Below are 22,329 nucleotides of genomic sequence, written 5' to 3'. Positions count from 1 at the left end.
ATGTGGCTGCAACATCGTTGGCGGCCACGCAGGTCGCCTTTATCGGGGGGGAAGTCATGGCTGTGAAACGAATCGTAAATGTTGTACTCGGGCTCTTGATTGCGTGCGCAGGCGTCATTGTCGCTTCACCTGCCCAGGCGGCATATGTCCCTTGGGCGTGGGATGGATCCAAGTGGACCGTGACAAACGTGTACCGCAATCACGAAGTGACCATGGGATATTTCAAGCCCGATGGAGAGATCTTCGGCGCGAAAGACATCTACGGCGACAGCCTCTCGGCGGTCACGCAATGGAAGATCGGGTCGTCCAGCACGATCCACTCGCTCTGGAACAACAACGGGTCTGGAAGCGCCTGGAAGACGTACAACGGACCCAACATTGCTGAGGGGACCAGGGTGCTGATCCGGTCGTGCAACGGAGCGACCGGATCGGGATTTGTCATGAACTGCAGCGATTGGTGGTCCGCGGCGGCCTGAGTGCAGGCTCGTCATTCCGCCCGAACAGGAACGGAATGACGAGCCTGTCGAACCGTCGTCAGGCGCACGATCGAGGCTGCGCTCCCACTACGCTTCTCACATGCACTACGCGCTTGTCGTCAATCCGACCTCCGGCAAGCGCCACGGCGAGGCCATCGCCGCCCAGGCGGCCCAACGGCTCGGGCACGCCGGGCACGTCACGACCCGCATCCAGGGCGAGGACGCGCCGTCGGCCCGCGACCAGCTCAAGCAGGCCATCGACAGCGGCCTTGACGGTGTCCTGGTCGTCGGGGGAGACGGCGCGCTGCACGGAGTGCTCGACCATGTCGCCGACTCGGACCTCGCCTTCGGCCTGATACCGGCCGGCACGGGCAACGACACGGCCCGATCGCTGGGCATCCCGGTCAAGGACGTCGACGCGGCGGTCGACCTGGTCGTCGCCGGTCACGTCCGCACGGTCGATTTGGCGCGTACGGGCGAGGCGTACGTCGCGACCGTGATCGCGTCCGGCTTCGACTCCAAGGTCAACGAGCGCGCCAACGCCATGACCTGGCCACGAGGCAACATGCGCTACAACATCGCGATCCTCGCCGAGCTGCGCAAGTTCGAGCCGCTGCCGTTCACCCTGACGCTGGACGGGCGGACGATCGAGCGTGAGGCGATGCTGGTCGCCGTGGGCAACGGGCCGTCGTTCGGCGGCGGCATCCGCATCTGCGAGGGCGCCTCGATGGACGACGGCCTGCTCGACGTGGTCGTCATCAACCCGGTCAGCAAGGCCAAGCTGATCCGGGTGTTCCCCAAGCTCTACAAGGGCACCCACGTGACGATGCCGGAGTTCGAGCGCCATCTGGTCCGCGAAGTGACCCTCTCGTCGCCGGGCATCGTGGCGTACGGCGACGGAGAACGGCTCGGCCCGCTGCCGATGACGACGACCGTGCAGCCTGCGGCTCTTCGGGTCTTCGCGCCGCCCGCGCCATAGCGGGTGGATCACCCGTTCGCGCGTAGGCTGGACACATGACCTCCCCGGCCGAGAAATATGCGAATTCCCGCGCCGCCCGGGAGTATCCGCACCTGGCTGCGTTCCGCGGCCACTACGCGTTCGAGCTCGACGACTTCCAGGTCGAGGCGTGCAAGGAGGTCGAGGCCGGCCACGGTGTCCTGGTCGCCGCTCCCACGGGCTCGGGCAAGACCATCGTCGGCGAGTTCGCCGTGCACCTGGCCCTCGAGACCAACCGCAAGTGCTTCTACACCACGCCGATCAAGGCACTGTCCAACCAGAAGTACGCCGATCTGGTGGCCCGCCACGGCGCCGAGAACGTCGGGCTGCTGACCGGCGACAACACGATCAACGGCGAGGCACCCGTCGTGGTCATGACGACCGAGGTCCTGCGCAACATGCTCTACGCCGGGTCGCGCACGCTCGACACGCTGGGCTACGTCGTGATGGACGAGGTGCACTACCTGGCCGACCGGATGCGCGGCGCCGTCTGGGAGGAAGTCATCATCCACCTGCCGGAGTCGGTGTCGGTCATCTCGCTGTCGGCGACGGTGTCCAACGCCGAGGAGTTCGGCGACTGGCTCACCGAGGTGCGCGGCGACACTGTCACGATCGTCGAGGAGCGCCGGCCGATACCCCTGCACCAGCACGTGCTGGTGGGCCGCAAGATGTTCCCCTTGTTCGAGTCGAGCGCCGACGGCGACGGCGTCGAGGTCAACCAGGCGCTGACCCGCATCGCGCGTGACGACTGGCAGTTCACCCGTATGCACAAGGGCCGGCCCGGCAAGGGTGGCAAGCGTCCCCGCAGCCGGCACCGCACCGCGAGCCGGGTCGAGGTCGTCGAACGTCTGGACGCCGAAGGGCTCCTCCCGGCGATCTGCTTCATCTTCAGCCGCGCCGGATGCGCTGCGGCGGTCAAGCAGTGCCTCGACGCGCGGCTGACCCTGACGACACCCGAGGAGCAGGCCGAGATCGGCGCCGTCGTCGACGCGACGTGCTCGCACCTGCCCGAGGACGACCTGCACGTCCTGGGCTACTACGAGTTCCGCGACGCCCTCGTGCGCGGCATCGCGTCGCACCACGCCGGCATGCTGCCGACGTTCAAGGAGTGCGTCGAGCTGCTGTTCAGCAACGGTCTGGTCAAGATCATCTTCGCCACCGAAACCCTCGCGCTCGGCATCAACATGCCGGCCCGCTCGGTCGTCATCGAGAAGCTGTCGAAGTGGAACGGCGAGACGCACGCCAACATCACACCGGGGGAGTACACCCAGCTCACCGGTCGCGCCGGTCGCCGTGGCATCGATGTCGAGGGACACGGCGTCGTGCTGTGGCAGCCCGGCCTCGACCCCAAGCAGGTTGCCGGTCTCGCCAGCACGCGGACGTACCCACTCAACTCGTCGTTCCAGCCGTCCTACAACATGGCGGTCAACCTCGTGGGGCAGGTCGGCCGCACGATCGCCCGCGAGCTGCTCGAGCAGTCCTTCGCCCAGTTTCAGGCCGATCGTGCCGTCGTCGGACTGGCCCGGCAGATCCGCAAGGCCGACGAGGCGCTCGAGGGCTACAGCGAGAACATCCAGTGCGACAAGGGCGACTTCATGGAGTACGCCTCGCTGCGCCGCGAGCTCAGCGACATCGAGGCGTCGGGGTCCAAGGCGCGGCGAGCCGCCGACCGCCAGGACGTCGTCGAGTCACTGGTCAAGCTCAAGCCCGGTGACGTCATCAACGTGCCCGTCGGGCGCTGGGCCGGCATCGCCGTGGTGCTCGATCCGGGGCGTACGACCGACAACGAGGGCCCGCGACCCATGGTGCTGACCGCCAACCGGCACGCGCGGCGGCTCGCGATGGTCGACTTCAACACCCCGGTCGCGCCCATCACCACGATGCGCATCCCCAAGTCGTTCAACGCGCGCAACCCGCAGTCGCGCCGCGACTTGGCATCCCAACTGCGCAACCGGGCCGAAGGCGTCGCGTGGCGGCAGGACAAGCCCTATCGCGAGAACGTCTCCCGCGAGGACCCCCGCATCGCGGCGATCCGCGACAAGCTGCGCAACCACCCGTGCCACAGCTGTCCCGACCGCGAGAAGCACGCGCGCTGGGCCGAGCGCTACCTCAAGCTCGAGCGCGACACCGCCAACCAGCGTGGCCGGATCGAGTCGCGTACGAACACCGTCGCGCGCCAGTTCGACCGGGTGTGCGAGGTGCTCGACGTGTTGGGATACCTCGACGGTGACCAGGTCACGGACGACGGCAAGCGGCTCCAGCGGCTCTACAGCGAGCTCGACCTGCTGGTCAGCGAGTGCCTGCGCGGGGGAGTCTGGGACGGCTTGGAGGCGGCTGAGCTCGCCGCGGTCGTCAGCGGTCTCACGTTCGAGTCACGCAACGCCGACGACGCACCCGCTCCGCGGTTCCCCAACGAGCCGGTGCGCGAGGTCGCCGACACGATGACCAACCTCTGCACCGACCTGCAGCGACTCGAGCGCGAGCATCGCGTCAGGTTCCTGCACCAGCCCGACTTCGGCTTCGCGCACGCGGTCTGGCAGTGGAGCATGGGCGCCTCGCTCGACGACGTGCTCGGGCAGATGGACCTGGCCGCCGGCGACTTCGTCCGCGCCATGAAGCAGCTGATCGACGTCGTCGCCCAGATCGCCGATGCGGCCGGCCCCGGTCCGCTGCGCGACACCGCCCGAGAGTCGCTCGACCTGCTGCGCCGAGGCGTCGTCGCCTACACCAGCGTCACGAGCTGACCCCTCGCTGGGAGTGACGTTCGGGTCGCGAATCGCCGTCCCACCCCGACGCAAACGTCACTCCCAGCGAGGGTCTACTCAGCTGCCAGCGCGGTCAGGGCTCTTTCGGTGGCTCCACCGAGGCCCCAGGTCTCGCCGAACGTACGGAACGCGTCGTGCTGCACGGGTCCCGTGAGCACCTCGAAGTCGCAGGCGTCGCGCTTGACCGCCACGACCGTACGCGCGGCGGCGATGTAGTCGCCCGAGTCCAGCAGCGACTGGCGCACCCGCGGCTTGATCGACGACCACCGGTCCTGTGCCGCCTCGAGGATGCCGTCGATGTCGCCGAACTCGTTGAGCAGCACGGCGGCGGTCTTGTCGCCGATGCCCGCAACGCCCGGCAGGCCATCGGACGCGTCACCGCGCATGACCGCGAAGTCGACGTACTGCGACGCGTCGATGCCGTACTTCGCCCGCAGCCACGCGTTGTCGACGACGTCGTGCTTGGACACCCCACGCGCGACGTAGAGCACGCGCACGTTGCGCGCGTCGTCGACCAACTGGAACAGGTCACGATCGCCGGTCACGATGTCGACCGGGCCGTCCCAGGTCGAGGCGAACGTGCCGATGATGTCGTCGGCCTCCGCATCGGCGGCACCCACGACCGGTATCCCCAGCAGCCCGAACGCCTCGGCGATCAGCGGCACTTGCGGGCCGAGCAGGCCACCGGTCGTGTCGGCCTCGCCGCCCTCGACGTCGAGCCGCTGCGTCTTGTAGGAGGGGATCAGGTCGACGCGCCACTGCGGTCGCCAGTCGTCGTCCCAGCACGCGACGATCGCCTCGGGCCGGTACTGCGTGGTCAGCGTCGACGTGAAGTCGAGGATTCCGCGCAGGGCGTTGACGACCGTGCCGTCAGGAGCCTTCAACGAGTCGGGCACGCCGAAGAACGCCCGGAAGTAGAGACTTGCGCTGTCGAGGAGCAGGAGTCGACCGTGTGCCATGAGCCGAGCCTAGTGCGATGCCCCGCTCACGACGGAGTGCTGTCGCCCTCTTCGAGCTCGCGTCGCTTCTGGTTCTCCAGCTCCCGCTGCTGATTCGCCCGGTACGCCTGACGCTGCTCCTCGGCACGCTCCCGAAGGCCGCGCAGGAAGGTCTCGTCGTCCTCCGGGTTCGTCGCGACGTAGCGACCCGGGCGGTCGTACTCCGGGAACGACGAGGGGTGGCCGTGGTTGCCCTTGTAGGGCATCGACGACGTCGGGTTCGACTCCGGCCGGCCGGCCACCAGCCACGCGATCGAGCCGATGAGCGGGAAGAACAGCACGAGGATGACCCACATCGTCTTGCCGAGGTTGCGGCAGGCGTACTCGTCGGTCGAGATGACGTCGAGCAGGCAGAAGATCCACAGGCCTATGACGATCAGGCCAAATGCTCCGTCCATGAACAGCACGGCGACTCCTCTCGGCGATCAAACGGTCGCCACATCATCGCAGGGCTCGCACCGGGACCGGGGCAGAATGCAGAGATCGGCGCCACCACCGGCAGGGTGATGGCGCCGATCTCGTCGGGTGGGTCAGCGCGTCAGTGCGTGCCCGTGGCTCTTGACGCTGCCGAGCTTCTTCGCCGACTTCGTCGAGCGCTTCGCATCGCCGTAGAGCCCCTTCTTCGACAGGGCCAGAACGGCCACGGAGTGAGCCGCTGCATCGCCCAGCTGACTGATCGCCGTGGTGCTCAGGTTGGTGATGTCGTCGCACGCCTGGTGGTAGCACGAGTCGTACGGCTGACCGGCGGTGCCGCCGAAGATCGCAGCCTCCTCGGGTGTCTTGACGCCCTCGGCACCGCTGAACAGGCCGCCGGCGGGAATGCCGGCCTCGATGAACGGCCCGTAGTCGGACCGACCGTCGAACGCCGTCGGCGCCGAGGCGAGCCCCTTCTTGCCGAAGTAGTCGAGGAAGACCTTCTCGATCTCCGCCGAGCCCGCAGGTCCGGCGTCGCCATCCGAGCCGTCACCGTCATAGACGAAGCGGACGAAGTTGGGCGAGCCGATCATGTCGAAGTTGAGGTTCGCGTAGATCTTGGCCCGCTGGGCGTCGCTGAGGCTCTCGACGTAGTGGTAAGCACCGAGCAGGCCCTTCTCCTCGGCGCCCCAGAACGCGAACCGCACCGGCCGCTGTGCCTTCTTGGCCAGGCCCGTCTTCTTGTACTGCTTGGCGATCTCGAGGACACCCGCCGTGCCGGTGCCGTTGTCGTTGATGCCGGGGCCGGCGGCGACGCTGTCGAGGTGGGCGCCGACGACCACGACCTGGTCGGGGTTCTTGGTCTTGCCCGGCAGGTCGGCGATGACGTTGGACGTCGTGCGGTTGAGGTCGATCTCGGTCTTGGTGGTGACGTGGACCGTTGCACCGGCGGCCTCGCTCAGCGCGACGCCGTCCTCGTACGAGATGCCGACGACCGGGATGCCGACCGGGTCGCCGAGCGTTCCGGTGAGGAGCTCCTGGCGGCCTTCCTGGCCCTCGTTGAAGATGATCGCCGCGGCGTATCCGGCGGCCTCGGCGTTGGCCGCCTTGACGCCGAAATTGCACGTGCCGCGCTGCAGCAGGGCGACTGCGTTGTCGCCGCTGGGCGCCGGGAAGTCGGCCGGCTCACAGCCCGACGGCGCGGTTCCTGCGTCGCCCGGCGGGATCGTGAGGTTGATGTTGGTGATCGGGCCGGTGACGTCACCGCTGCCCGAGTAGTCGAAGGCCTCGGTCTCGATCGCCTTGTTCTCAGGGGTGAGCTGCTGCAGGGTCGCCGGCTCGAGGTCGCGGCTGAACGGGAACACGAAGGTCTGCCTCTTGACCTTGTAGCCGGCCTTCTTGAGCTGGGCGGCGACGTAGTCGGCCGAGGCGTCGAAGCCCGGCAGGCCTGACGCACGCGTGCCCTCGTTGCGGTTGGCGATGACCTGGAGCTGTCGCAAGGTCTTGAGCTGGCCGTTGACGGTGACGGCCTTGGTCAGCTTGCTGGTGTCGACGGGCTTGGGATGGCTTTTGGCCGTCGCCGGTCCGGCGATGAGAAGGCTGGCCGTCATGGTGACGGCAGCGATCACTGGCAGGGTTCTGCGCATGTGGGATCCCCCGATCGTGTGTTGGTCTCCTCACACTAGGTCTGGACCCATGCCGTGTCACGTGTCGTTGCGGACTGCACGGATCATGGCTGCGGACGCCGCAGGTATCGTCTTCTCGTGAACAGATGGCGCAAAGCACAGCAACTGGCCGCATCACAGGGCATCGACGCCCTGCTCATCACGCCGGGGGCGGATCTTCGCTACCTGACCGGCTACGTGGCCCTGCCGCTCGAGCGGCTGACCTGCCTCGTGCTGCCCGCCCAGGGCGAGCCGACTCTTGTCGTACCGACGCTCGAGAAGCCCGCAGCTGTCGCGTCCGGTGTCGACGTACGGCTCGAGTCGTGGGGCGAGCTGGACGACCCGTACGCCCTGGTGGCCTCGCTGGTGGGTGATGCCCGGACGATCGGCGTCGACGACCACATGTGGGCCTCGCGCGTCTTCGCGTTCCGCGACACCTTCCCCCAGGCACGTCAGGTCCTCGGCGGTGACCTCGTGCAGCAGCTGCGCATCCGCAAGGACGCCGACGAGGTCGACGCCCTGCGTGAGGCCGGTCTCGCGATCGACCGCGTGCACTCGCGCATGGGGGAGTGGCTGCGGCCTGGCCGCACGGAGCGTGAGGTGGGCGCCGACATCGCCCGGGCCATCCTCGACGAGGGTCACGAGACGGTCGACTTCGTCATCGTCGGCTCCGGGCCCAACGGTGCGTCGCCGCACCACGAGCTCTCCGACCGGGTCATCGGGGTGGGCGATCCCGTCGTCGTCGACATCGGCGGCACCAACGAGGCCGGCTACTGCTCGGACTCGACCCGCAACTACCTCGCCGGCGGCACGGTCCCGGCCGCGTACGCCGAGGCGTACGCGGTGCTCGAGGCCGCTCAGGAGGCCCAGCGCGCGCACGCCGGGCCCGGTGTGACCGCAGAGTCGATCGACGCCGTCGGGCGCGCCCTGATCGCCGAGGCAGGCTTCGGTGACCTGTTCATCCACCGCACAGGCCACGGCATCGGCCAGGAGACGCACGAGGAGCCCTACATCGTCGAGGGCAACGACCTGGTCCTCGAGGAGGGCATGGCGTTCTCGATCGAGCCCGGCATCTACTTCGAGGGCAAGTTCGGTGCCCGCATCGAGGACATCGCCGTGTGCACGGCTGACGGTCTCGAGGTGCTCAACAACACGCCTCGCGAGCTCGTCGTCCTGTGACCCACAGCGCTGGCGGGCGGGTCGCATGGCCCGCGGCCATCGTGCTGGGGGTCGTGTCCTCGTTCAACTTCGATCCCGTCAACCTGCCGTTCGCCATGGTCGTGGCGATCGCCGGGCTGATCTGGCTGGCCCACGGCCTGCGGGACGCCCGCAAACGTACGGTCATGGTCACCGGTGCGCTCTACGGGTTGTCGTTCATGGGACCGCTGATCTGGTGGATGAACGCCGTGAGCCATGGCGCCTACATCGGGCTGGTGCTGGCCGAGACCCTCTTCTTCGTCCCGATCATGCTGGCCCTGCGAGCCGCGTGCCGGCTGAAGTGGTGGCCGCTCTGGGGTGCGGCCGTATGGGTGCTCGGTGAGTGGGCGCGAGGGCGGTTCCCGTTCACGGGCTTCCCGTGGGGCCGCCTGGCGCACACGTCGATCGACACGCCCTTCCAGGCGTACGCCCGACTCGTCGCCATGCCCGGCACCAGCGCCGTGCTGTTCCTCGTCGCGAGCCTGCTGGTCTTGCTCGTCACGTCGGCCGCGTGGCGTACGCGGGGGATCGCCGTGGCCGGGGTCGTGGCGCTCGGCGGAATCGGTGCGCTGCTGCCGACCGGCATCGCCGGCGCTGACGGCACGAGGCAGGTCGCGCTGGTGCAGGGCAACGTGCCAGGCGTCTTCCTGACCTGGCCGCTGGGGGAGATCTTCAAGCTCCATGCCGCCGAGACCGACAAGCTGGCCGACAAGATCGACGCCGGCACCGTCCCGAGGCCCGACATGGTGCTGTGGCCCGAGAACTCGACTGACACCGATCCGTACTTCGACGAGCCGGTCAAGCAGCGCATCCAGGCCTTGTCCAGGCGCATCGGCGCCCCGATCCTGGTCGGTGGCATCTTCGACGGACCCACGACCTCCACGGCATACAACGCGGGGGTGGTGTGGACGGCCAACGGCCCGGGGGAGCGCTACGTCAAGCTCAAGCCCGTGCCGTTCGGTGAGTACGTGCCGTGGCGCAAGCAGGCCGGGTTCTTCGTCAACCGGCTCGCCCGCGACATCCCGCGTGACATGCTCGCCGGCCATGAACCGGGCACCTTGAAGATCGGCGCGACCGAGGTCGGCGACACGATCTGCTACGACATCGCGTACGACAGCGTGACCCGCCGTGCCGTCGACGCCGGCGCGCAGATGATCGTCGTGCAGACCAGCAATGCCGCCTTCACCGGCACCTCCCAGCCCGAGCAGCAGTGGGACATCTCGCGGCTTCGCGCGATCGAGACCGGTCGCTGGGTCGTCGTGCCGTCGACCAACGGCATCACCGGCGTCGTCGACCCCGAGGGTCACAGCGTGGAGCGCGCGCCGATGCACAAGCCGGCGACGCTCAGCGCCAAGGTGACGCTGGCCTCCGGCAAGACGCCGGCGCTCGTCATCGGTGCGCCGCTGGAGTACCTCCTCGTGATCCTGGGTCTGGGATCATGGTGGTTCGGCACTCGGCGGAAGAACGGCAGGCAGGCGACGGAATGACACGGACACTGGTCGTCATCCCGACGTACAACGAGGCCGACAACGTCGCCTGGATCGTGGAGCAGCTGCACCTCGCCCAGCCCGACGTCGACGTGCTGATCGCGGACGACGGCTCGCCGGACGGCACCGGCGACATCGCAGACGGCCTCGCCGCCGATGACGCGCGCGTGCACGTGCTGCACCGCAGCGCCAAGCAAGGTCTCGGCTCGGCATACCGCGCCGGCTTCGCCTGGGGCATCGAGCGGGGCTACGACGTGCTCGTCGAGATGGACGCCGACGGCTCGCACCGCCCGGAGGACCTGGGCAAGCTCCTCGACGCGAGTGCTGCCGGCGCCGACCTGGTGCTCGGTTCGCGGTGGGTCGAGGGCGGCGGCGTCGTCAACTGGCCGTGGCACCGCCGCTTCATATCCCGTGGCGGCACGTTCTACGCCCGCCTGATGCTCGGCATCCCGATCAAGGACGCGACCGGGGGATTTCGGGCGTTCCGGCGCGAGACGCTCGAGAGGCTGCCTCTCGACGAGGTCGCCTCCCAGGGCTACTGCTTCCAGATCGACATGGCGCGGCGGGTGCTGGGCGCCGACATGACGATCGTCGAGGTGCCCATCACGTTCGTCGAGCGCGAGCGTGGCGAGTCCAAGATGAGCGGCGGCATCGTTCGCGAAGCGCTGTGGCGGGTCACGGTGTGGGGGCTGCAGCGCCTGATCTCCAAACCGGCGCGGGTCCTGGCGTCGAAATAGCCCGGCTCCTGCCGACCCCTTTGCGCGATCGGCGTCGGTATCGGTGGGCGTACGCCAGACTTCATGACATGCGCTCTCCACGTCACGTGCTCATCGTTGCCGGGCTCCTTTTCGTGGTCGGCCTGGCGCTCGTGCTGTTCGACTCGCAGACCATCAACGGCTACTCCATGGGACCTACCAGCGACGATCATGCCTACTCCTCGGAGGTCTCCTTCACGTTCGACGGCGCGTGGCTCGTGACGAAGCAAGCACTGATCGGCTACGCGCTGATGTGGCTCGGATCCGTGCTCGCTGCAGGACTCGTCGGCTACCGGGTCATTGCCAGGAGGCAAGTCTCGAGCTAGATCCCTCACGGAACTGCCCGGCGGATTCCCGCCAGACAATGCCAGCGGCGAGGACAAGCATGAGGTCCATGGATATGGATCTCATGAACAAGACAGTCGTCGTGACGGGTGGAAGCCGCGGCATCGGCTACGCGGTGGCAAAGGCACTCTCGGACGAGGGGGCTCGGATCGTCGTCGGCGCTCGTGACATGACGGACGAGCTGAAGGAGCTGTGCGAGAGCTCGGACGTCTCATTCGTACCGGTCGACCTGGCCACTCCAACAGGACCTGCAGCGCTCGTTGATGCAGCCGTCGATCGCTTCGGCGCGATCGACGTGCTCGTGAACAACGTCGGCGCAAGCGAACCAAGTTCGTCAGCCCTCACCTTCACCGACGAGCAGTGGCAGCGAATCTTCGACATCACGTTCTTCTCGGCGGTTCGAGCCGTACGAGCCGCCGTGCCTGCAATGCGGGGTAACAGTGGAGCCTCAGTCATCACGATCAGCTCGCTCAACGCCAGGCTTCCCGCACCCATCATTGCGCCCTACAGCGCGGCCAAAGCAGCGCTCACCAACTTCGGTACCGCACTGTCGGAGGAGCTGGCGCCGCAAGGCATACGCGTCAACACCATCTCGCCGGGCCCGGTACGCACTCCGTTGTGGATGGCGCCAGGGGGATTCGCCCACGTGATGACCGAGGGCACCGATACGACACCGGCCGAGTTCATGGACCGGGTCCTGCCCGAGTCCATGAACGTCGCCACGGGTCGCGTCAGCGAGGCGCACGAGATTGCGGACCTGGTCCTCTTCCTCGCCTCGTCGCGCAGCGCGAACATCACCGGCGCTGACTACGTCATCGACGGCGGGATGCTGAAGTCCGCGTCCTGACATCGTGCGCCGTCGGCAAGAATGTGAGCATGCCTCAACCGACACTCAAGACCGCGCGGATCGAGTTGGTGCCCCTTGCGGATGAGCACCTGGAGCTCGAGATCGAGCTGGACTCAGATCCGGAGGTCATGCGGTATCTCGACAAGGGTGCCCGCTCGCGCGCCGCGACCGAGGAGGCACACCTGCGCCGGCGGCGCGCCGCCGAAAAGGTCCCAGGGCTGGGGTTCTGGGTCGGATTCGTCGACGGCGACTTCATCGGCTGGTGGATCCTCCAGCCACCCCACGGGCCGGACCAGCCCGAGGTCGAGGGAGAGGCGGAGCTCGGCTACCGGCTGCTGCGGAGGCACTGGCGCCTCGGGTACGCCAGCGAAGGCTCGCGCGAGCTCCTCCGTTACGGGTTCACCGAGCTCGGACTGTCCCGGATCTTCGCTCAAACTCTTGCCATCAACGAGCCTTCACGAGCCACGATGACCAGCGCAGGTCTCACCTTCGCTCGCGCGTTCGACTCCAGCGAGTCGTTTCCTGGGGCGGAGCACGGTGAGGTCGAGTACGAGCTCACTCGGGAGACCTACCTGTCGCAGCGCTGACCGCGGCGGGAGGTGTCGAATTTCGCTGGGCGCGGTGTCGTATCTGGCTTCGCGCGTTCGTGGTGATGGCAGAGGCGCATCACGGTCGCGCCAACCACAAGCGAATCAAGGAGGAACCATGTCACTCTCGGTGCTGGATATGTCGGTCTCGGTGGACGGCTTTGTCGCCGACGTCAACGACTACCTCGGTGGTGAGGATGGTGAGCGGCTCCACGCATGGGCCGACTCGCGTGATCCCTCACGACCGGTCAAGCAGTTCGAGGACGAGTGGAACGCGGCAGGGGCGATCCTTGCCGGCCGCCGGACTGCCGAGCTCATGGATCATTGGGGCGGTTCACACGGCGGGCTCCCCATCTTCGTACCCAGCCATCGCCCGCCTCCACCGGCTGCGCGCTGGGGCTACCCCTTGGTCACCTACGTCTCCGATGGCATCGAGAGCGCCATGGCCCAGGCGAAGGCTGCCGCCGGCGACAAGGATGTCCAGGTCCGCGGCGCCAACGTCGTCCAACGAGCCCTTGAAGCCGGTGTTCTCGACGAGATCCAGATCCACCAGATCCCTGTCCTTCTGGGCGACGGACGCAGGCTCTTCGACGTCTTGCCCGGACTCACCGAGCTCGAGATCCGCCATGTGATCGACACCCCCGAGGCGACCCACATCCGGTACGCCGTCCGCCACTAACCTTGGTGCGGTTCGCCTGTCGTATCGACGGTGCGTCGTTCGTGGGGTAGATAGAGGTTGGCCACAACGGTTGCCCATACGACGAGGAGTCATGCCGATGACGAAGTACCTGATCTCATTCACCGAGGGCGCGATGGTGGACCTGTCGCACCCGGATCTGCCGGCCATCGCCAAGGCCGCTGGCGATGCCACCCAGGAGGCCATGGACGCGGGCGTTTGGGTGTTCGGTGGAGGACTGTTGCCCCAAGTGGCGAGCACGGTCACACCGGACGGCGTGGTGACGGATGGGCCGTTCCCGGAGACCAAGGAGTTCATCGGCGGGTTCGCCATCGTTGACGTCAGCTCGCGGGACGAGGCGCACCAGTGGGCGGCCAAGCTTGCCGCGGCGTGTCGGTGCAACCAGGAGGTTCGGGTGTTCGACGAGCCGCCCGAGCTCTGACTCAGGGGAGTCAGGTTGCAGAGTGGTGGCCAGCCGGATCGCGGCGGAAGACGCATCGACCGTTGGGCGATAGTCGGCTGCTCCGTCAATGCGGCGGGTACTTTGAGCCCATGACCTTCCGCCGCGGGGCCGCACTTGCTGCAGCGCTTGCGCTCGTCGCCCGCTTCCTCATCACCGACTCGGCGTGGACGGATACGTTCGTCGCCGCCGCGTTCGCCGTCGGTTCGGGAATCGCAATAACGTTGGCATTCCGGGCACGTCAAGCCAGCTCGTCTGAATTGATATTCACCTGGACCTCAGCTGTCTTGTATGCCGCAGGCGGCACCTACCTCGATCATTGGTCGGGCGAGGGGGACATCGGCGGAGTTGTTCCTTACATGCTCGGTCTGCCCGGGATGTTGGTCGTTGCGGTCGCGTTGAGTTTGCCCGTATCTCGTCAAACCAGCGGCGTTTGACGATTGGCAGCCAGATACACGAGCCGAGAGGGCTCATGCGGCGGTATGACGCGGGCATCCTAGCGATCGGTAACACGTGACGCGCCACCCGGAGCGAACGCAACAATGAGCAGGGTAAACCCGGCGAGCAGCATCGTGAAGATGTTAATCACGAAGTAGCCGAAGACGTACATCTCGCTGGGATCCTGCTCAGTGAACAATGAGTCCATGACAGTGAGGCCGGCGAGAAGGCACACACCTAGAAGTGGAACACGAGCCCACGATGTGCGTACGAGAGCGAGAGCAGCCGCAACAAGAGTTTACTTTCTAGTGGGGCTCCAGATCGGGTCCACCAGTTCGCCGAAGGACCCTCGTGAGTCGAGGAGCGTCTGCAGCGTCGGGGTGCCAGCAAACCACCTAGAAGGACTCCTGCTGCTCACCAGCGTCCAACCAGCGTCGAGCGGCTTGATGTCCCAGTCGCCCGCCAATGACCCGGTGTCGTGACTAGGTCCCAGCACTTGGATGCCATAGACGTTGAGAACGTGATTTTCGAATCGGCGGGGGTCACTGATCCGGCCGAATCCGGCGACTTGGTCCTCGTACGGTTCCCAGAGTGCCTCGTGCGTGACCAGAGTTGTTGCGGGCCCGATGCCGCACCTACCCACGGGGCGCTTCTGTACGAACCCCCACGTCATGTACTGGTGGAGATCGACAAGCACTGAGGTCAGGTCGTTTACGCAGATCTGCCACTCGGGTTGTTGCGTTCCGCCGACCTCGTAGATCACGTACCCGTTCCGTTCGAAGCCGACACGGCGGACCCAGCCGTCATCCCGCGCAGCGACCAGGTCAGCGCTTGGATCTGCGTCGAGGAGCCTCGTGAGGACTGAAACTGCCCGCTCGCGGGGGGTCTTGAAAGCCGTTGTGCCACTTGTAATCCACAGCCCTCCACCTTGCACTTCGCACCAGTTGACGGCGTGCTCGATCACTTTTGCGAGGACACCAGGGTCTGGATCCCACAAGCGCTGATCGCCTCGTCGCTCCGCCGGGTCGGTCGGGGTGCCCCAGTAGGGCTCACCCTGAAGGGTCATGGCCGCTGAGAACCCGTCGTTCTGCGGGTAAGGAAATGGCACCTCTTCGTCCGGGACAGGCTCGATGACTGCTTCCACGCCAGCGGTCTCCAGGGCCGAGGCGATGGCGTCAACAACCGCGATAATGTCTTCCTCGCTCTCGCAATCTTGGATGGAGACTGCAACTCCCTGAGGAGTCGGCCACATCCACAGGGTTATCGGGTCAGGCAGCAAGAGGTCAGGATTAGGGCGGCGGACCGAAACGTTCGCCAGGCGGAAGAGACTGTCGATGGATGCGTCCGACCGGATCTCGATTCTCTCCGTGCCGTCATGCCAGCGGCTCAAAATCGATGATTTCGCGGCTACAACAGGCATGCCTAGCTCCTTGCGATGCGGAGGTGGAACGGATGCGAGCGACCCTACGCATCTGGCCGCGCGTCTGCTCGCCTTTCGATAATCGGCTGTCGATCGCGGCGAAAAGACGCACTGTCGGGACGGGCCCCACAACAAGTTCAGCAATCAGAGATTGGCGAGCCATCTCTGGAGTGCAGGGAGGACCTCGACGTCTCCGCTTCCGTCACCACCGTCTGCCCACGGGTCGGGAGCGTGGCCTCGCAGCCAGGCCAGGACTTGGGGCGGGTCGGCGTGACCGCCCGCTTCTAGCGGTGCGTGAATGATCTGTTCGTCAGGGAGGTCATCCGGCCAGCGTCGCCACCCAATGCCATCCTCGGTATCGAAGATGATCCAATCTGGGGAGGCCTTGAGGGTGACGCATGCACAGATCGTGACGACATGGGCAGCGCGACCTCGCCAGTCGCCCGCATTGTGGCGAGTTGCCGCGCGATCAAGCAACTCCTCAATAGTCGCGACCGCGGGATCGTCACCCGGCCGTTCCGTGCGCCGTTCACCGAGCATGCACCAACGGTAGTGGCCCCGAGGAGAGGAACTCCGCCGGCACTCGCGCGGTGGCCGGTCCACGGCGGCGGAATGACTGTGAGGATCGCCAACGCAGCCTGATGGTGCTGGGCTGTGGTTGGTGACCGCGGGTGTGACCCTCGGAATGACTGGCTTTGTGCCTTGTTGCGACTTGTCCGCTCGTGGTCACCACATCGACACTTCGGATCAGCCACTTCCCGGACCCGCAGAACCGACGCTACAACCGGCCGCCCGCCGACGAAAGACTCCAACCGAGAACACGCTCTCAGCGGCGTCTTGACAACAGAAGGGAGCCGGTAGGACGCGACATCGTCGGGTCGCACGAGACGTTGGCCGAAACCAGAAAGACCCCGGCCGGAGCCGGGGTCCTTGGTCGTGCGAGAGACGTGAGTCTCAGGCGCTCTTCTTGGTGGTGCTCTTCTTCGCCGCGCTCTTCTTGGCGGGCCGGTGGAGGTGCGGCGGTCCGATCTCGCCACCACGGAGCAGCTCGAGCCGCTCGGTGAGGATCTCCTCGAGCTCAGCCTCTGAGCGGCGCTCGAGCAGCATGTCCCAGTGGGTGCGGATCGGCTTCTCAGCCTTGCCCTCAGGCTTGACGCCGTCGGCGAGCTGACCGATCTGACCGGTCTTGGGGTCTTCCCACTCGAACGGGATCTCCGCCTCGTCCGCCATCGTCACCGTGAACGTGTGCCCGTCGGGGCATACGTACTCGACCTGCTGACGGGGAGCCATTTCCACGCCGCGCTCGTCCTCGAAGCTCTGTGTCCCGAGCCGAGCACCTCGCAATGCACGTTCAGCCATGTGCGTCCCCTCTCGTATTACTTACCTCTTACAACGTAAATGACGCACATGAGATTCCCCTAAACGCGTACGCGTATGCGCGAGCGAGGTCACACGATTGTCGGAGCCTGATTTCCCGCCTCGACGATGCCCTGACGAGCGTCGAGCTTCCACAGCAGCGCGCCACCCACGACGAAGAAGATGATGAGGGCCAGGATGGCCGGCCGGTACGAGTCCGTGAGCTGGTGCACGATGCCGAACACGAGCGTGCCGAGCCAGCTCGTGCCGCGCTCGCAGGCTTGGTAGAGGCTGAAGTACTCGGCCTCGCGGCCGCGGGGGATGAGCTGGGAGAAGAACGCCCGCGACAGCGCCTGCGTGCCGCCCAGGACCAGCCCGATCGCCACGGCGAGCACGAGGAACGGGACGATCTTCTCGGCGGGGAGGAAGTAGCCGAAGCACACCACCAGGATCCAGACGCCGAGACCGTAGAGGATCGTGCGATGGCTGCCGATGCGCGCTGCGACCCGGCCGAACACCAGGGCACCGACGACGCCGACGAACTGGACGATCAGGATCGTCGCGATGAGCGTGCTGGTCTCGAAGCCCAGCTGCTTGTCGCCGTAGACCGAGGCCGAGTAGATCACGGTCTGGATGCCGTCGTTGTAGAACAGGTACGCGACCAGGAACAGCAGCGTCTGTGGATAGTTGCGGAGCTCGCGCAGCGTACGGAACAGCTGTCCGAAGCTGCGCTGCATCAGCGTCGAGCCCTCGACGGGAACAACACCTCGCGGGGCCCGGTCCTTGATGCCGCGATAGGGGATCAGTGTGAAGTACGCCCACCAGATCGCGGCTGACAGCAGGCTGATCCGCACCGCCATCTCCGTCGAGAGGCCGAACGGCTTGACCGTGACGAGAGCAAGGTTGACCGCGAGCAGCAGGCCGCCGCCGAGGTAGCCGAGCGCCCACCCACGCGAGGAGATGCGGTCACGTTCGTCGGGCTCGGCGATCTCGATCAGGATCGCGTCATAGACCACGATCGACGAGGCATAGAACAGGTTGGCCACCACCAGAAGGCCCGCACCGAGCTGCCAGTTGGTGCCGGTGACGAAGAACATCAAGGCAGCGACCGCCGCGCCCGACCAGGCGAGGCCGGCCATCAAGGTCTTCTTGGACTCGACCCGGTCGGCGATCGCGCCGACGATCGGCAGGACGAACGCCGAGATGACTGTCGCCAGCGTGACGACGTAGAACACCAGCGAGCCGGCCGAGACCGACAGGCCGAGCACCGAGAGGTTCTCGACGCACTTGCGGTCGTCGTCGCCGACGAAGCCGCAGGCCGAGCGCTCGGCGATGCTCGTGAGGTACGGCGCGTAGAGGACCGTGCCGATCGTGGTGATGTATGCCGAGTTGGCCCAGTCGTAGAAGAACCACGCCCTCTGCTCGGGGTTGGCCTTGACCTTTGCGCTCATGCCGGGTCCTTCCACGTGCCTCTGGCGATCAGTACGTCCTTGAGGACGTCGGTGCGGTCGGTGATGATGCCGTCGACGCCGAGGTCGAGGAGCTCATGCATCTGGTCAGGCTCGTCGATCGTCCACACGTGCACCTGCAGGCCGAGGGCGTGCGCCTTCCGTACGAACCGCCGCGTGACGACGCGGAATCCACGCAGCACAGCCGGCACCTGCAGGCACACGTACGTCGGCTTGAGCAGTAAGCGGGAGAGGAGCTTGAACGCGGCCACCTCTCGGCGCGACGCCGATGTCGCGACCGCCGGCAGGATCTCACGGACGCGGACGAGCCGCGCGTGGGAGAACGACGACAGGCAGGTCCGGTCGACGGCGTCGTGAGCCTCGACGACCGCGCAGGTCGCCTCGACCGCGTCATCGGACTTCACATCGATGTTGAGGCGCGCGTCGGGAAAGGCCTCATAGAGCGCGTCGAGTCGTGCGAACGGCTCGCGCTGGTCGAGGCGCTGCAGGTCGAGCGACTCGGCACTCAGCCCGGCCACCAGGTCAGGGCTGCCGGACAGCCGATCGAGGGCCGCGTCGTGGATCGCGTAGACCACCCCGTCGGACGACGTCCGCACGTCGGTCTCGAGGTAGCGGTAGCCCAGCTCGTACGCATGAGCGAACGCCGCGAGCGAGTTCTCGACGCCGACGTTCCCGGCCGTCCTCGAACCACCGCGATGCGCGAACGCCAGTGGCGGGGCGTCGAGGAATCCGGTCACGGGCTCAAACTAGGCCCTCACGGGTGCACACCACGACCCATCGTCCAGCGCGTCGCTGGCAATCGGCTCAGTCGAGCCGCGTCAGCTCCATCGCAGCCGCGCGTTCGGGGTCCGCCGTGATGTCGATCGTCGCGATCCGGCCATCGACGAAGTCCAGCCGGAGCACGGAGATGAGGCGCCCGCCCTCGATCCCGGCGATGCCGACGCCACCGTCGACGAGCACCGGAACGCTCTCGCGTCCCGGCGTACGGAACGAGATCGCACCGCTGGCGACGTTGCGAGCCCCGCGCACGAGCACCGGCGGGCCGTGACCCGTGTCGGCCCGCAGCACGACATCGGGGTCCAGCACCTCGACCAGTGCATCGAAGTCTCCGCCCCGCGCAGCGGAGATGAAGGCGTCGACGATCTCCCGCTGGCGGGGCAACGGCGTGCCCGGCACGGGATCCGATCCCTGCACGCGCCTACGCGCACGACTGGCCAGCTGGCGGGCGGCATCAGGGGTACGCCCGATCATGCTCGCGATGTCGTCGAACGGAACTGCGAACATGTCGTGCAGCACGAAGGCCAGCCGCTCGGCCGGAGTCAGCTTCTCCAGCACCACGAGCATCGCCAGGCCCACCGAGTCGACGAGCTCCGCCTCGTACTCCGGATCGATGCCGTCCGACGTGCTGGCCGGATCGTGCGGACGTACGTCGAGGGGTTGCTCGCCGCGGGTCCTGCGGGAGCGCAGCATGTCGAGGCACACCCGGCCGACGACGGTGGTGAGCCAGCCGCCGAGGTTGTCGATCTCGTCGGCGTCCACACGGCTGAGCCGCAGCCAGGACTCCTGGACGGCGTCCTCGGCCTCGGGGAGCGAGCCGAGCATGCGGTAGGCAACCGCGCGCAGGTGGTCACGATTCTGCTCGAACCGTTCCGCCAGGAACTCCGCTTCGGACATCGGTCACATTCCCCTCTCGAGATGCGTCATAGCCCTGACGAACGAACCGCCAACGATGTGACACGAACTGAGGAGAACCATCATGCAGGCACGAATGAGCAACCCGGCGATCGCGGTCCCAGGCGCGTTGGAGGCACTCCGCGCCCTGTCCACGGCGATCGAGGAGACCGGCCTCTCGGCCACGACGCAGGAGCTCGTGCACCTGCGCGCGAGCCAGATCAACGGATGCAGCGTATGCCTGCAGATGCACGCGCAGGCGCTGCGCAAGATGGGGGAGAGCGACGAGAAGATCGACACCGTCGCGGGTTGGCCGGATGCTCCCTACTTCGACGACGCGGAGCGTGCGGCCCTCGCCCTGACCGAGGCCGTGACGCGTATGAGCGACACGTCGGACCCGGTGCCGGACGACGTGTATGAGGCGGCCTCCGCGCACTACGACGAGCAGCAGCTCGGCGCACTGATCCTGTCGATCGCGGCGATCAACGTGTGGAACCGGGTCAACGTCTCGACGCACCAGGTCGCCGGCGCCTGGGGCTGAGCGGCCATCCGGCCCCTAGCCCGAGGAACGAGGGCGGGAGCGAAGCGAAGGGGCGTAACGTGAGCGCCCCTTCGCTCGCAGAGCTCGCTCCCAGTCGGCCGCGGGCGGCCTCCTTAGGGAGCGGAGGGCTCAGTACCTTCGCCCTCGTCTCACCCGAGCCTTTCGGCTCGCCGTGGGTGCTCAGATGTCGCGGAAGGTCTCGATCTGGGCGCCGAGGGCGTTGAGCCGCTCGGCGAGGTCCTCGTATCCGCGGTTGATGACGTAGACGCTGCGGAGCACCGAGGTGCCCTTGGCGGCGAGCATGGCCAGCAGGATCACCACAGCGGGGCGCAGCGCCGGCGGGCAGACCAGCTCCGTGCCGCTCCAGTGCGTCGGCCCCTCGATCAGCACGCGGTGTGGGTCGAGCAGCTTGACCGACGCGCCGAGCTTGTTGAGCTCGGTGAGGTAGATCGCGCGGTTCTCGTAGACCCAGTCGTGCAGCATCGTCTGGCCCTCCGCCGTCGCGGCGATGACCGCGAAGAACGGGAGGTTGTCGATGTTGAGCCCCGGGAACGGCATCGGGTGGATCTTGTCGATCGGCGCGTGCAGCTTCGATGCGTACGTCGTGATGTCGACGAGGCGGGTCTCACCATTCTCGGCGGGATACTCCTCGCCGCGGTCGTACTGGAAGCCCATCTCCTCGAGCAGCGCCAGCTCGATCTCCATGAACTCGATCGGCACGCGGCGCACCGTGATGCTCGACTTGGTGACGATCGCAGCCGCGATGAGGCTCATGGCCTCGATGGGGTCCTCGCTGGGCGCGTACTCGACGTCGCAGTTGATGACCGGTTTGCCGGTGACCCGCAGCGTGGTCGTGCCGATGCCCTCGATGCCGACACCGAGCTTGACCAGGAAGAAGCACAGGTCCTGGACCATGTAGTTGGGGCTGGCGTTGCGGATCACGGTCACGCCGTCGTAGCGGGCGGCGGCGAGCAGCGCGTTCTCGGTGACGGTGTCGCCGCGCTCGGTGAGCACCAGGGGGCGTTCCGGGCCGACACCCGATGCGGCGGTGGCGTGATAGCTGCCTTCGGTCGCCACGACCTTGAGGCCGAACGGTCGCAGCGCCGTCATGTGGGGCTCGACCGTGCGGGTGCCGAGGTCACAGCCACCCGCGTAAGGCAGCTCGAAGTCGTCGTAGCGGTGCATCAGTGGACCGAGGAACATGATGATGCTGCGCGTACGCCTGGCGGCCTCGGCGTCCATGGCGGCGAGGTTGAGCGTCTCCGGCACGATGAGCTCGAGGTCGTTCTGCTCGTTGAGCCAGGTGGCCTTCACGCCGATCGAGGTGAGCACCTCGAGCAGGCGGTTCACCTCCTCGATGCGGGCGACCTTGCGCAGGACCGTGGTGCCGGCGTTGAGCAGCGAGGCGCACAGGAGGGCGACTCCGGCGTTCTTGCTGGACTTGACGTCGATCGAGCCCGAGAGGGTCGTCCCGCCGGCAACGCGCAGGTGACTCGGACCGGAGGTGCCGACGGTGACGAGCTCGGAATCGAGGGCACTGCCGATGCGGGCCAGCATGTCGAGCGTCAAGTTCTGTTGCCCCTTCTCGATGCGATTCACGGCACTCTGGCTGGTCTTGAGCTCGGTCGCAAGCTCGGCCTGGGTCAGGCCGCTGTGCTGTCGGGCGTCCCGGATGAGTGCCCCGATGCGGGAAAGGTAATCGTCGCGAACGGTCATGTCTTTCACCATATCTCAGATATGAGATAACTCAATTCACAGATTCGGTT

At 66.8% G+C, this 22,329-nt stretch carries 23 protein-coding genes; 13 read left to right on the top strand and 10 right to left on the bottom strand.

What is annotated here, in order from left to right:
- The first annotated feature begins 188 nt into the window (after positions 1–188).
- From BOSE46_RS11900 to BOSE46_RS11890, 3 genes are all read left to right on the top strand, one after another.
- Positions 189–476: a hypothetical protein gene (locus tag BOSE46_RS11900; RefSeq protein WP_159540442.1), complete on the top strand. Its 288-nt coding sequence runs from the start codon at positions 189–191 to the stop codon at positions 474–476.
- Positions 477–576: 100 nt separating this feature from the next.
- Positions 577–1,455: a diacylglycerol kinase gene (locus BOSE46_RS11895; RefSeq protein ID WP_159540441.1), complete on the top strand. Its 879-nt coding sequence runs from the start codon at positions 577–579 to the stop codon at positions 1,453–1,455.
- Between the two features lie 35 nt (positions 1,456–1,490).
- A complete protein-coding gene (locus BOSE46_RS11890) occupies positions 1,491–4,217 on the top strand; it encodes an RNA helicase (RefSeq protein ID WP_159540440.1) in 2,727 nt (908 codons plus the stop codon).
- 74 nt (positions 4,218–4,291) lie between these two features.
- On the opposite strand, the gene BOSE46_RS11885 is transcribed toward BOSE46_RS11890, so the two are convergent.
- From BOSE46_RS11885 to BOSE46_RS11875, 3 genes are all read right to left on the bottom strand, one after another.
- On the bottom strand, positions 4,292–5,197 hold the full coding sequence (locus BOSE46_RS11885; protein ID WP_201299622.1) for a 5'-3' exonuclease: 906 nt from the start codon (positions 5,195–5,197) through the stop codon (positions 4,292–4,294).
- 26 nt (positions 5,198–5,223) lie between these two features.
- The gene (locus BOSE46_RS11880; protein ID WP_159540439.1) at positions 5,224–5,634 is read right to left on the bottom strand and encodes a PLD nuclease N-terminal domain-containing protein; all 411 of its coding nucleotides are present in this window, start codon (positions 5,632–5,634) and stop codon (positions 5,224–5,226) included.
- A 132-nt stretch (positions 5,635–5,766) separates the two neighbouring features.
- On the bottom strand, positions 5,767–7,296 hold the full coding sequence (locus BOSE46_RS11875) for a M20/M25/M40 family metallo-hydrolase (RefSeq protein WP_159540438.1): 1,530 nt from the start codon (positions 7,294–7,296) through the stop codon (positions 5,767–5,769).
- Between the two features lie 117 nt (positions 7,297–7,413).
- On the opposite strand from BOSE46_RS11875, the gene BOSE46_RS11870 reads away from it, so the two are divergent.
- The 9 genes from BOSE46_RS11870 (at position 7,414) to BOSE46_RS11830 (ending at position 14,105) form a co-directional block, all read left to right on the top strand.
- Entirely contained in the window at positions 7,414–8,493 is a 1,080-nt protein-coding gene (locus BOSE46_RS11870; RefSeq protein WP_159540437.1) for a Xaa-Pro peptidase family protein, read from the top strand.
- A complete protein-coding gene (lnt, locus tag BOSE46_RS11865) occupies positions 8,490–9,998 on the top strand; it encodes an apolipoprotein N-acyltransferase (RefSeq protein WP_159540436.1) in 1,509 nt (502 codons plus the stop codon). Before BOSE46_RS11870 ends, lnt begins: the two co-directional genes overlap by 4 nt.
- Complete coding sequence (locus BOSE46_RS11860) at positions 9,995–10,735, top strand: polyprenol monophosphomannose synthase (RefSeq protein ID WP_236551732.1); 741 nt, start codon at positions 9,995–9,997, stop codon at positions 10,733–10,735. Before lnt ends, BOSE46_RS11860 begins: the two co-directional genes overlap by 4 nt.
- A gap of 68 nt (positions 10,736–10,803) precedes the next feature.
- The gene (locus BOSE46_RS11855; RefSeq protein ID WP_159540434.1) at positions 10,804–11,079 is read left to right on the top strand and encodes a hypothetical protein; all 276 of its coding nucleotides are present in this window, start codon (positions 10,804–10,806) and stop codon (positions 11,077–11,079) included.
- Between the two features lie 38 nt (positions 11,080–11,117).
- Positions 11,118–11,945 carry an SDR family NAD(P)-dependent oxidoreductase gene (locus BOSE46_RS11850; protein ID WP_371415511.1) on the top strand — a complete coding sequence of 276 codons (828 nt, stop codon included), beginning with the start codon at positions 11,118–11,120 and terminating at the stop codon, positions 11,943–11,945.
- Between the two features lie 29 nt (positions 11,946–11,974).
- Complete coding sequence (locus tag BOSE46_RS11845; protein ID WP_159540433.1) at positions 11,975–12,532, top strand: GNAT family N-acetyltransferase; 558 nt, start codon at positions 11,975–11,977, stop codon at positions 12,530–12,532.
- A 118-nt stretch (positions 12,533–12,650) separates the two neighbouring features.
- On the top strand, positions 12,651–13,211 hold the full coding sequence (locus tag BOSE46_RS11840) for a dihydrofolate reductase family protein (RefSeq protein WP_159540432.1): 561 nt from the start codon (positions 12,651–12,653) through the stop codon (positions 13,209–13,211).
- Positions 13,212–13,308: 97 nt separating this feature from the next.
- Positions 13,309–13,650, top strand: coding sequence for a YciI family protein (locus BOSE46_RS11835; RefSeq protein WP_159540431.1), 342 nt, complete (start codon positions 13,309–13,311; stop codon positions 13,648–13,650).
- A gap of 110 nt (positions 13,651–13,760) precedes the next feature.
- Complete coding sequence (locus BOSE46_RS11830; RefSeq protein WP_159540430.1) at positions 13,761–14,105, top strand: hypothetical protein; 345 nt, start codon at positions 13,761–13,763, stop codon at positions 14,103–14,105.
- A gap of 299 nt (positions 14,106–14,404) precedes the next feature.
- On the opposite strand, the gene BOSE46_RS11825 is transcribed toward BOSE46_RS11830, so the two are convergent.
- From BOSE46_RS11825 to BOSE46_RS11800, 6 genes are all read right to left on the bottom strand, one after another.
- Positions 14,405–15,526 (bottom strand): hypothetical protein, encoded by a 1,122-nt coding sequence (locus BOSE46_RS11825; protein WP_159540429.1) that lies wholly within the window; start codon positions 15,524–15,526, stop codon positions 14,405–14,407.
- A gap of 144 nt (positions 15,527–15,670) precedes the next feature.
- A complete protein-coding gene (locus BOSE46_RS11820; RefSeq protein WP_159540428.1) occupies positions 15,671–16,066 on the bottom strand; it encodes a hypothetical protein in 396 nt (131 codons plus the stop codon).
- Positions 16,067–16,480: 414 nt separating this feature from the next.
- Positions 16,481–16,885 carry an RNA polymerase-binding protein RbpA gene (locus tag BOSE46_RS11815; protein WP_159540427.1) on the bottom strand — a complete coding sequence of 135 codons (405 nt, stop codon included), beginning with the start codon at positions 16,883–16,885 and terminating at the stop codon, positions 16,481–16,483.
- An 89-nt stretch (positions 16,886–16,974) separates the two neighbouring features.
- A complete protein-coding gene (locus BOSE46_RS11810; RefSeq protein ID WP_159540426.1) occupies positions 16,975–18,333 on the bottom strand; it encodes an MFS transporter in 1,359 nt (452 codons plus the stop codon).
- Entirely contained in the window at positions 18,330–19,088 is a 759-nt protein-coding gene (locus BOSE46_RS11805) for a glycerophosphodiester phosphodiesterase (RefSeq protein WP_159540425.1), read from the bottom strand. Before BOSE46_RS11805 ends, BOSE46_RS11810 begins: the two co-directional genes overlap by 4 nt.
- A gap of 67 nt (positions 19,089–19,155) precedes the next feature.
- Positions 19,156–20,025: a sigma-70 family RNA polymerase sigma factor gene (locus BOSE46_RS11800; protein WP_159540424.1), complete on the bottom strand. Its 870-nt coding sequence runs from the start codon at positions 20,023–20,025 to the stop codon at positions 19,156–19,158.
- A gap of 82 nt (positions 20,026–20,107) precedes the next feature.
- Between BOSE46_RS11800 and BOSE46_RS11795 the strand changes: the two genes are divergently transcribed.
- The gene (locus tag BOSE46_RS11795; protein ID WP_159540423.1) at positions 20,108–20,563 is read left to right on the top strand and encodes a carboxymuconolactone decarboxylase family protein; all 456 of its coding nucleotides are present in this window, start codon (positions 20,108–20,110) and stop codon (positions 20,561–20,563) included.
- A gap of 180 nt (positions 20,564–20,743) precedes the next feature.
- On the opposite strand, the gene BOSE46_RS11790 is transcribed toward BOSE46_RS11795, so the two are convergent.
- Positions 20,744–22,279 (bottom strand): UDP-N-acetylglucosamine 1-carboxyvinyltransferase, encoded by a 1,536-nt coding sequence (locus BOSE46_RS11790; RefSeq protein ID WP_159540422.1) that lies wholly within the window; start codon positions 22,277–22,279, stop codon positions 20,744–20,746.
- Positions 22,280–22,329: the final 50 nt, after the last annotated feature.

Source organism: Aeromicrobium sp. 9AM (genome assembly GCF_902506105.1).
Lineage (GTDB): Bacteria > Actinomycetota > Actinomycetes > Propionibacteriales > Nocardioidaceae > Aeromicrobium.
The sequence above is the reverse complement of the archived record's forward strand: the minus strand, read 5'-3'. Positions and strand labels throughout refer to the sequence as shown.

Coding starts and splice junctions, on each gene's coding strand:
- BOSE46_RS11895 (WP_159540441.1), top strand. CDS start 577: ATGCACTACGCGCTTGTCGTCAATCCGACCTCCGGCAAGCGCCACGGC.
- BOSE46_RS11890 (WP_159540440.1), top strand. CDS start 1,491: ATGACCTCCCCGGCCGAGAAATATGCGAATTCCCGCGCCGCCCGGGAG.
- BOSE46_RS11885 (WP_201299622.1), bottom strand. CDS start 5,197: ATGGCACACGGTCGACTCCTGCTCCTCGACAGCGCAAGTCTCTACTTC.
- BOSE46_RS11880 (WP_159540439.1), bottom strand. CDS start 5,634: ATGGACGGAGCATTTGGCCTGATCGTCATAGGCCTGTGGATCTTCTGC.
- BOSE46_RS11875 (WP_159540438.1), bottom strand. CDS start 7,296: ATGCGCAGAACCCTGCCAGTGATCGCTGCCGTCACCATGACGGCCAGC.
- BOSE46_RS11860 (WP_236551732.1), top strand. CDS start 9,995: ATGACACGGACACTGGTCGTCATCCCGACGTACAACGAGGCCGACAAC.
- BOSE46_RS11855 (WP_159540434.1), top strand. CDS start 10,804: ATGCGCTCTCCACGTCACGTGCTCATCGTTGCCGGGCTCCTTTTCGTG.
- BOSE46_RS11850 (WP_371415511.1), top strand. CDS start 11,118: ATGCCAGCGGCGAGGACAAGCATGAGGTCCATGGATATGGATCTCATG.
- BOSE46_RS11845 (WP_159540433.1), top strand. CDS start 11,975: ATGCCTCAACCGACACTCAAGACCGCGCGGATCGAGTTGGTGCCCCTT.
- BOSE46_RS11840 (WP_159540432.1), top strand. CDS start 12,651: ATGTCACTCTCGGTGCTGGATATGTCGGTCTCGGTGGACGGCTTTGTC.
- BOSE46_RS11835 (WP_159540431.1), top strand. CDS start 13,309: ATGACGAAGTACCTGATCTCATTCACCGAGGGCGCGATGGTGGACCTG.
- BOSE46_RS11830 (WP_159540430.1), top strand. CDS start 13,761: ATGACCTTCCGCCGCGGGGCCGCACTTGCTGCAGCGCTTGCGCTCGTC.
- BOSE46_RS11825 (WP_159540429.1), bottom strand. CDS start 15,526: ATGCCTGTTGTAGCCGCGAAATCATCGATTTTGAGCCGCTGGCATGAC.
- BOSE46_RS11820 (WP_159540428.1), bottom strand. CDS start 16,066: ATGCTCGGTGAACGGCGCACGGAACGGCCGGGTGACGATCCCGCGGTC.
- BOSE46_RS11815 (WP_159540427.1), bottom strand. CDS start 16,885: ATGGCTGAACGTGCATTGCGAGGTGCTCGGCTCGGGACACAGAGCTTC.
- BOSE46_RS11810 (WP_159540426.1), bottom strand. CDS start 18,333: ATGAGCGCAAAGGTCAAGGCCAACCCCGAGCAGAGGGCGTGGTTCTTC.
- BOSE46_RS11800 (WP_159540424.1), bottom strand. CDS start 20,025: ATGTCCGAAGCGGAGTTCCTGGCGGAACGGTTCGAGCAGAATCGTGAC.
- BOSE46_RS11795 (WP_159540423.1), top strand. CDS start 20,108: ATGCAGGCACGAATGAGCAACCCGGCGATCGCGGTCCCAGGCGCGTTG.
- BOSE46_RS11790 (WP_159540422.1), bottom strand. CDS start 22,279: ATGACCGTTCGCGACGATTACCTTTCCCGCATCGGGGCACTCATCCGG.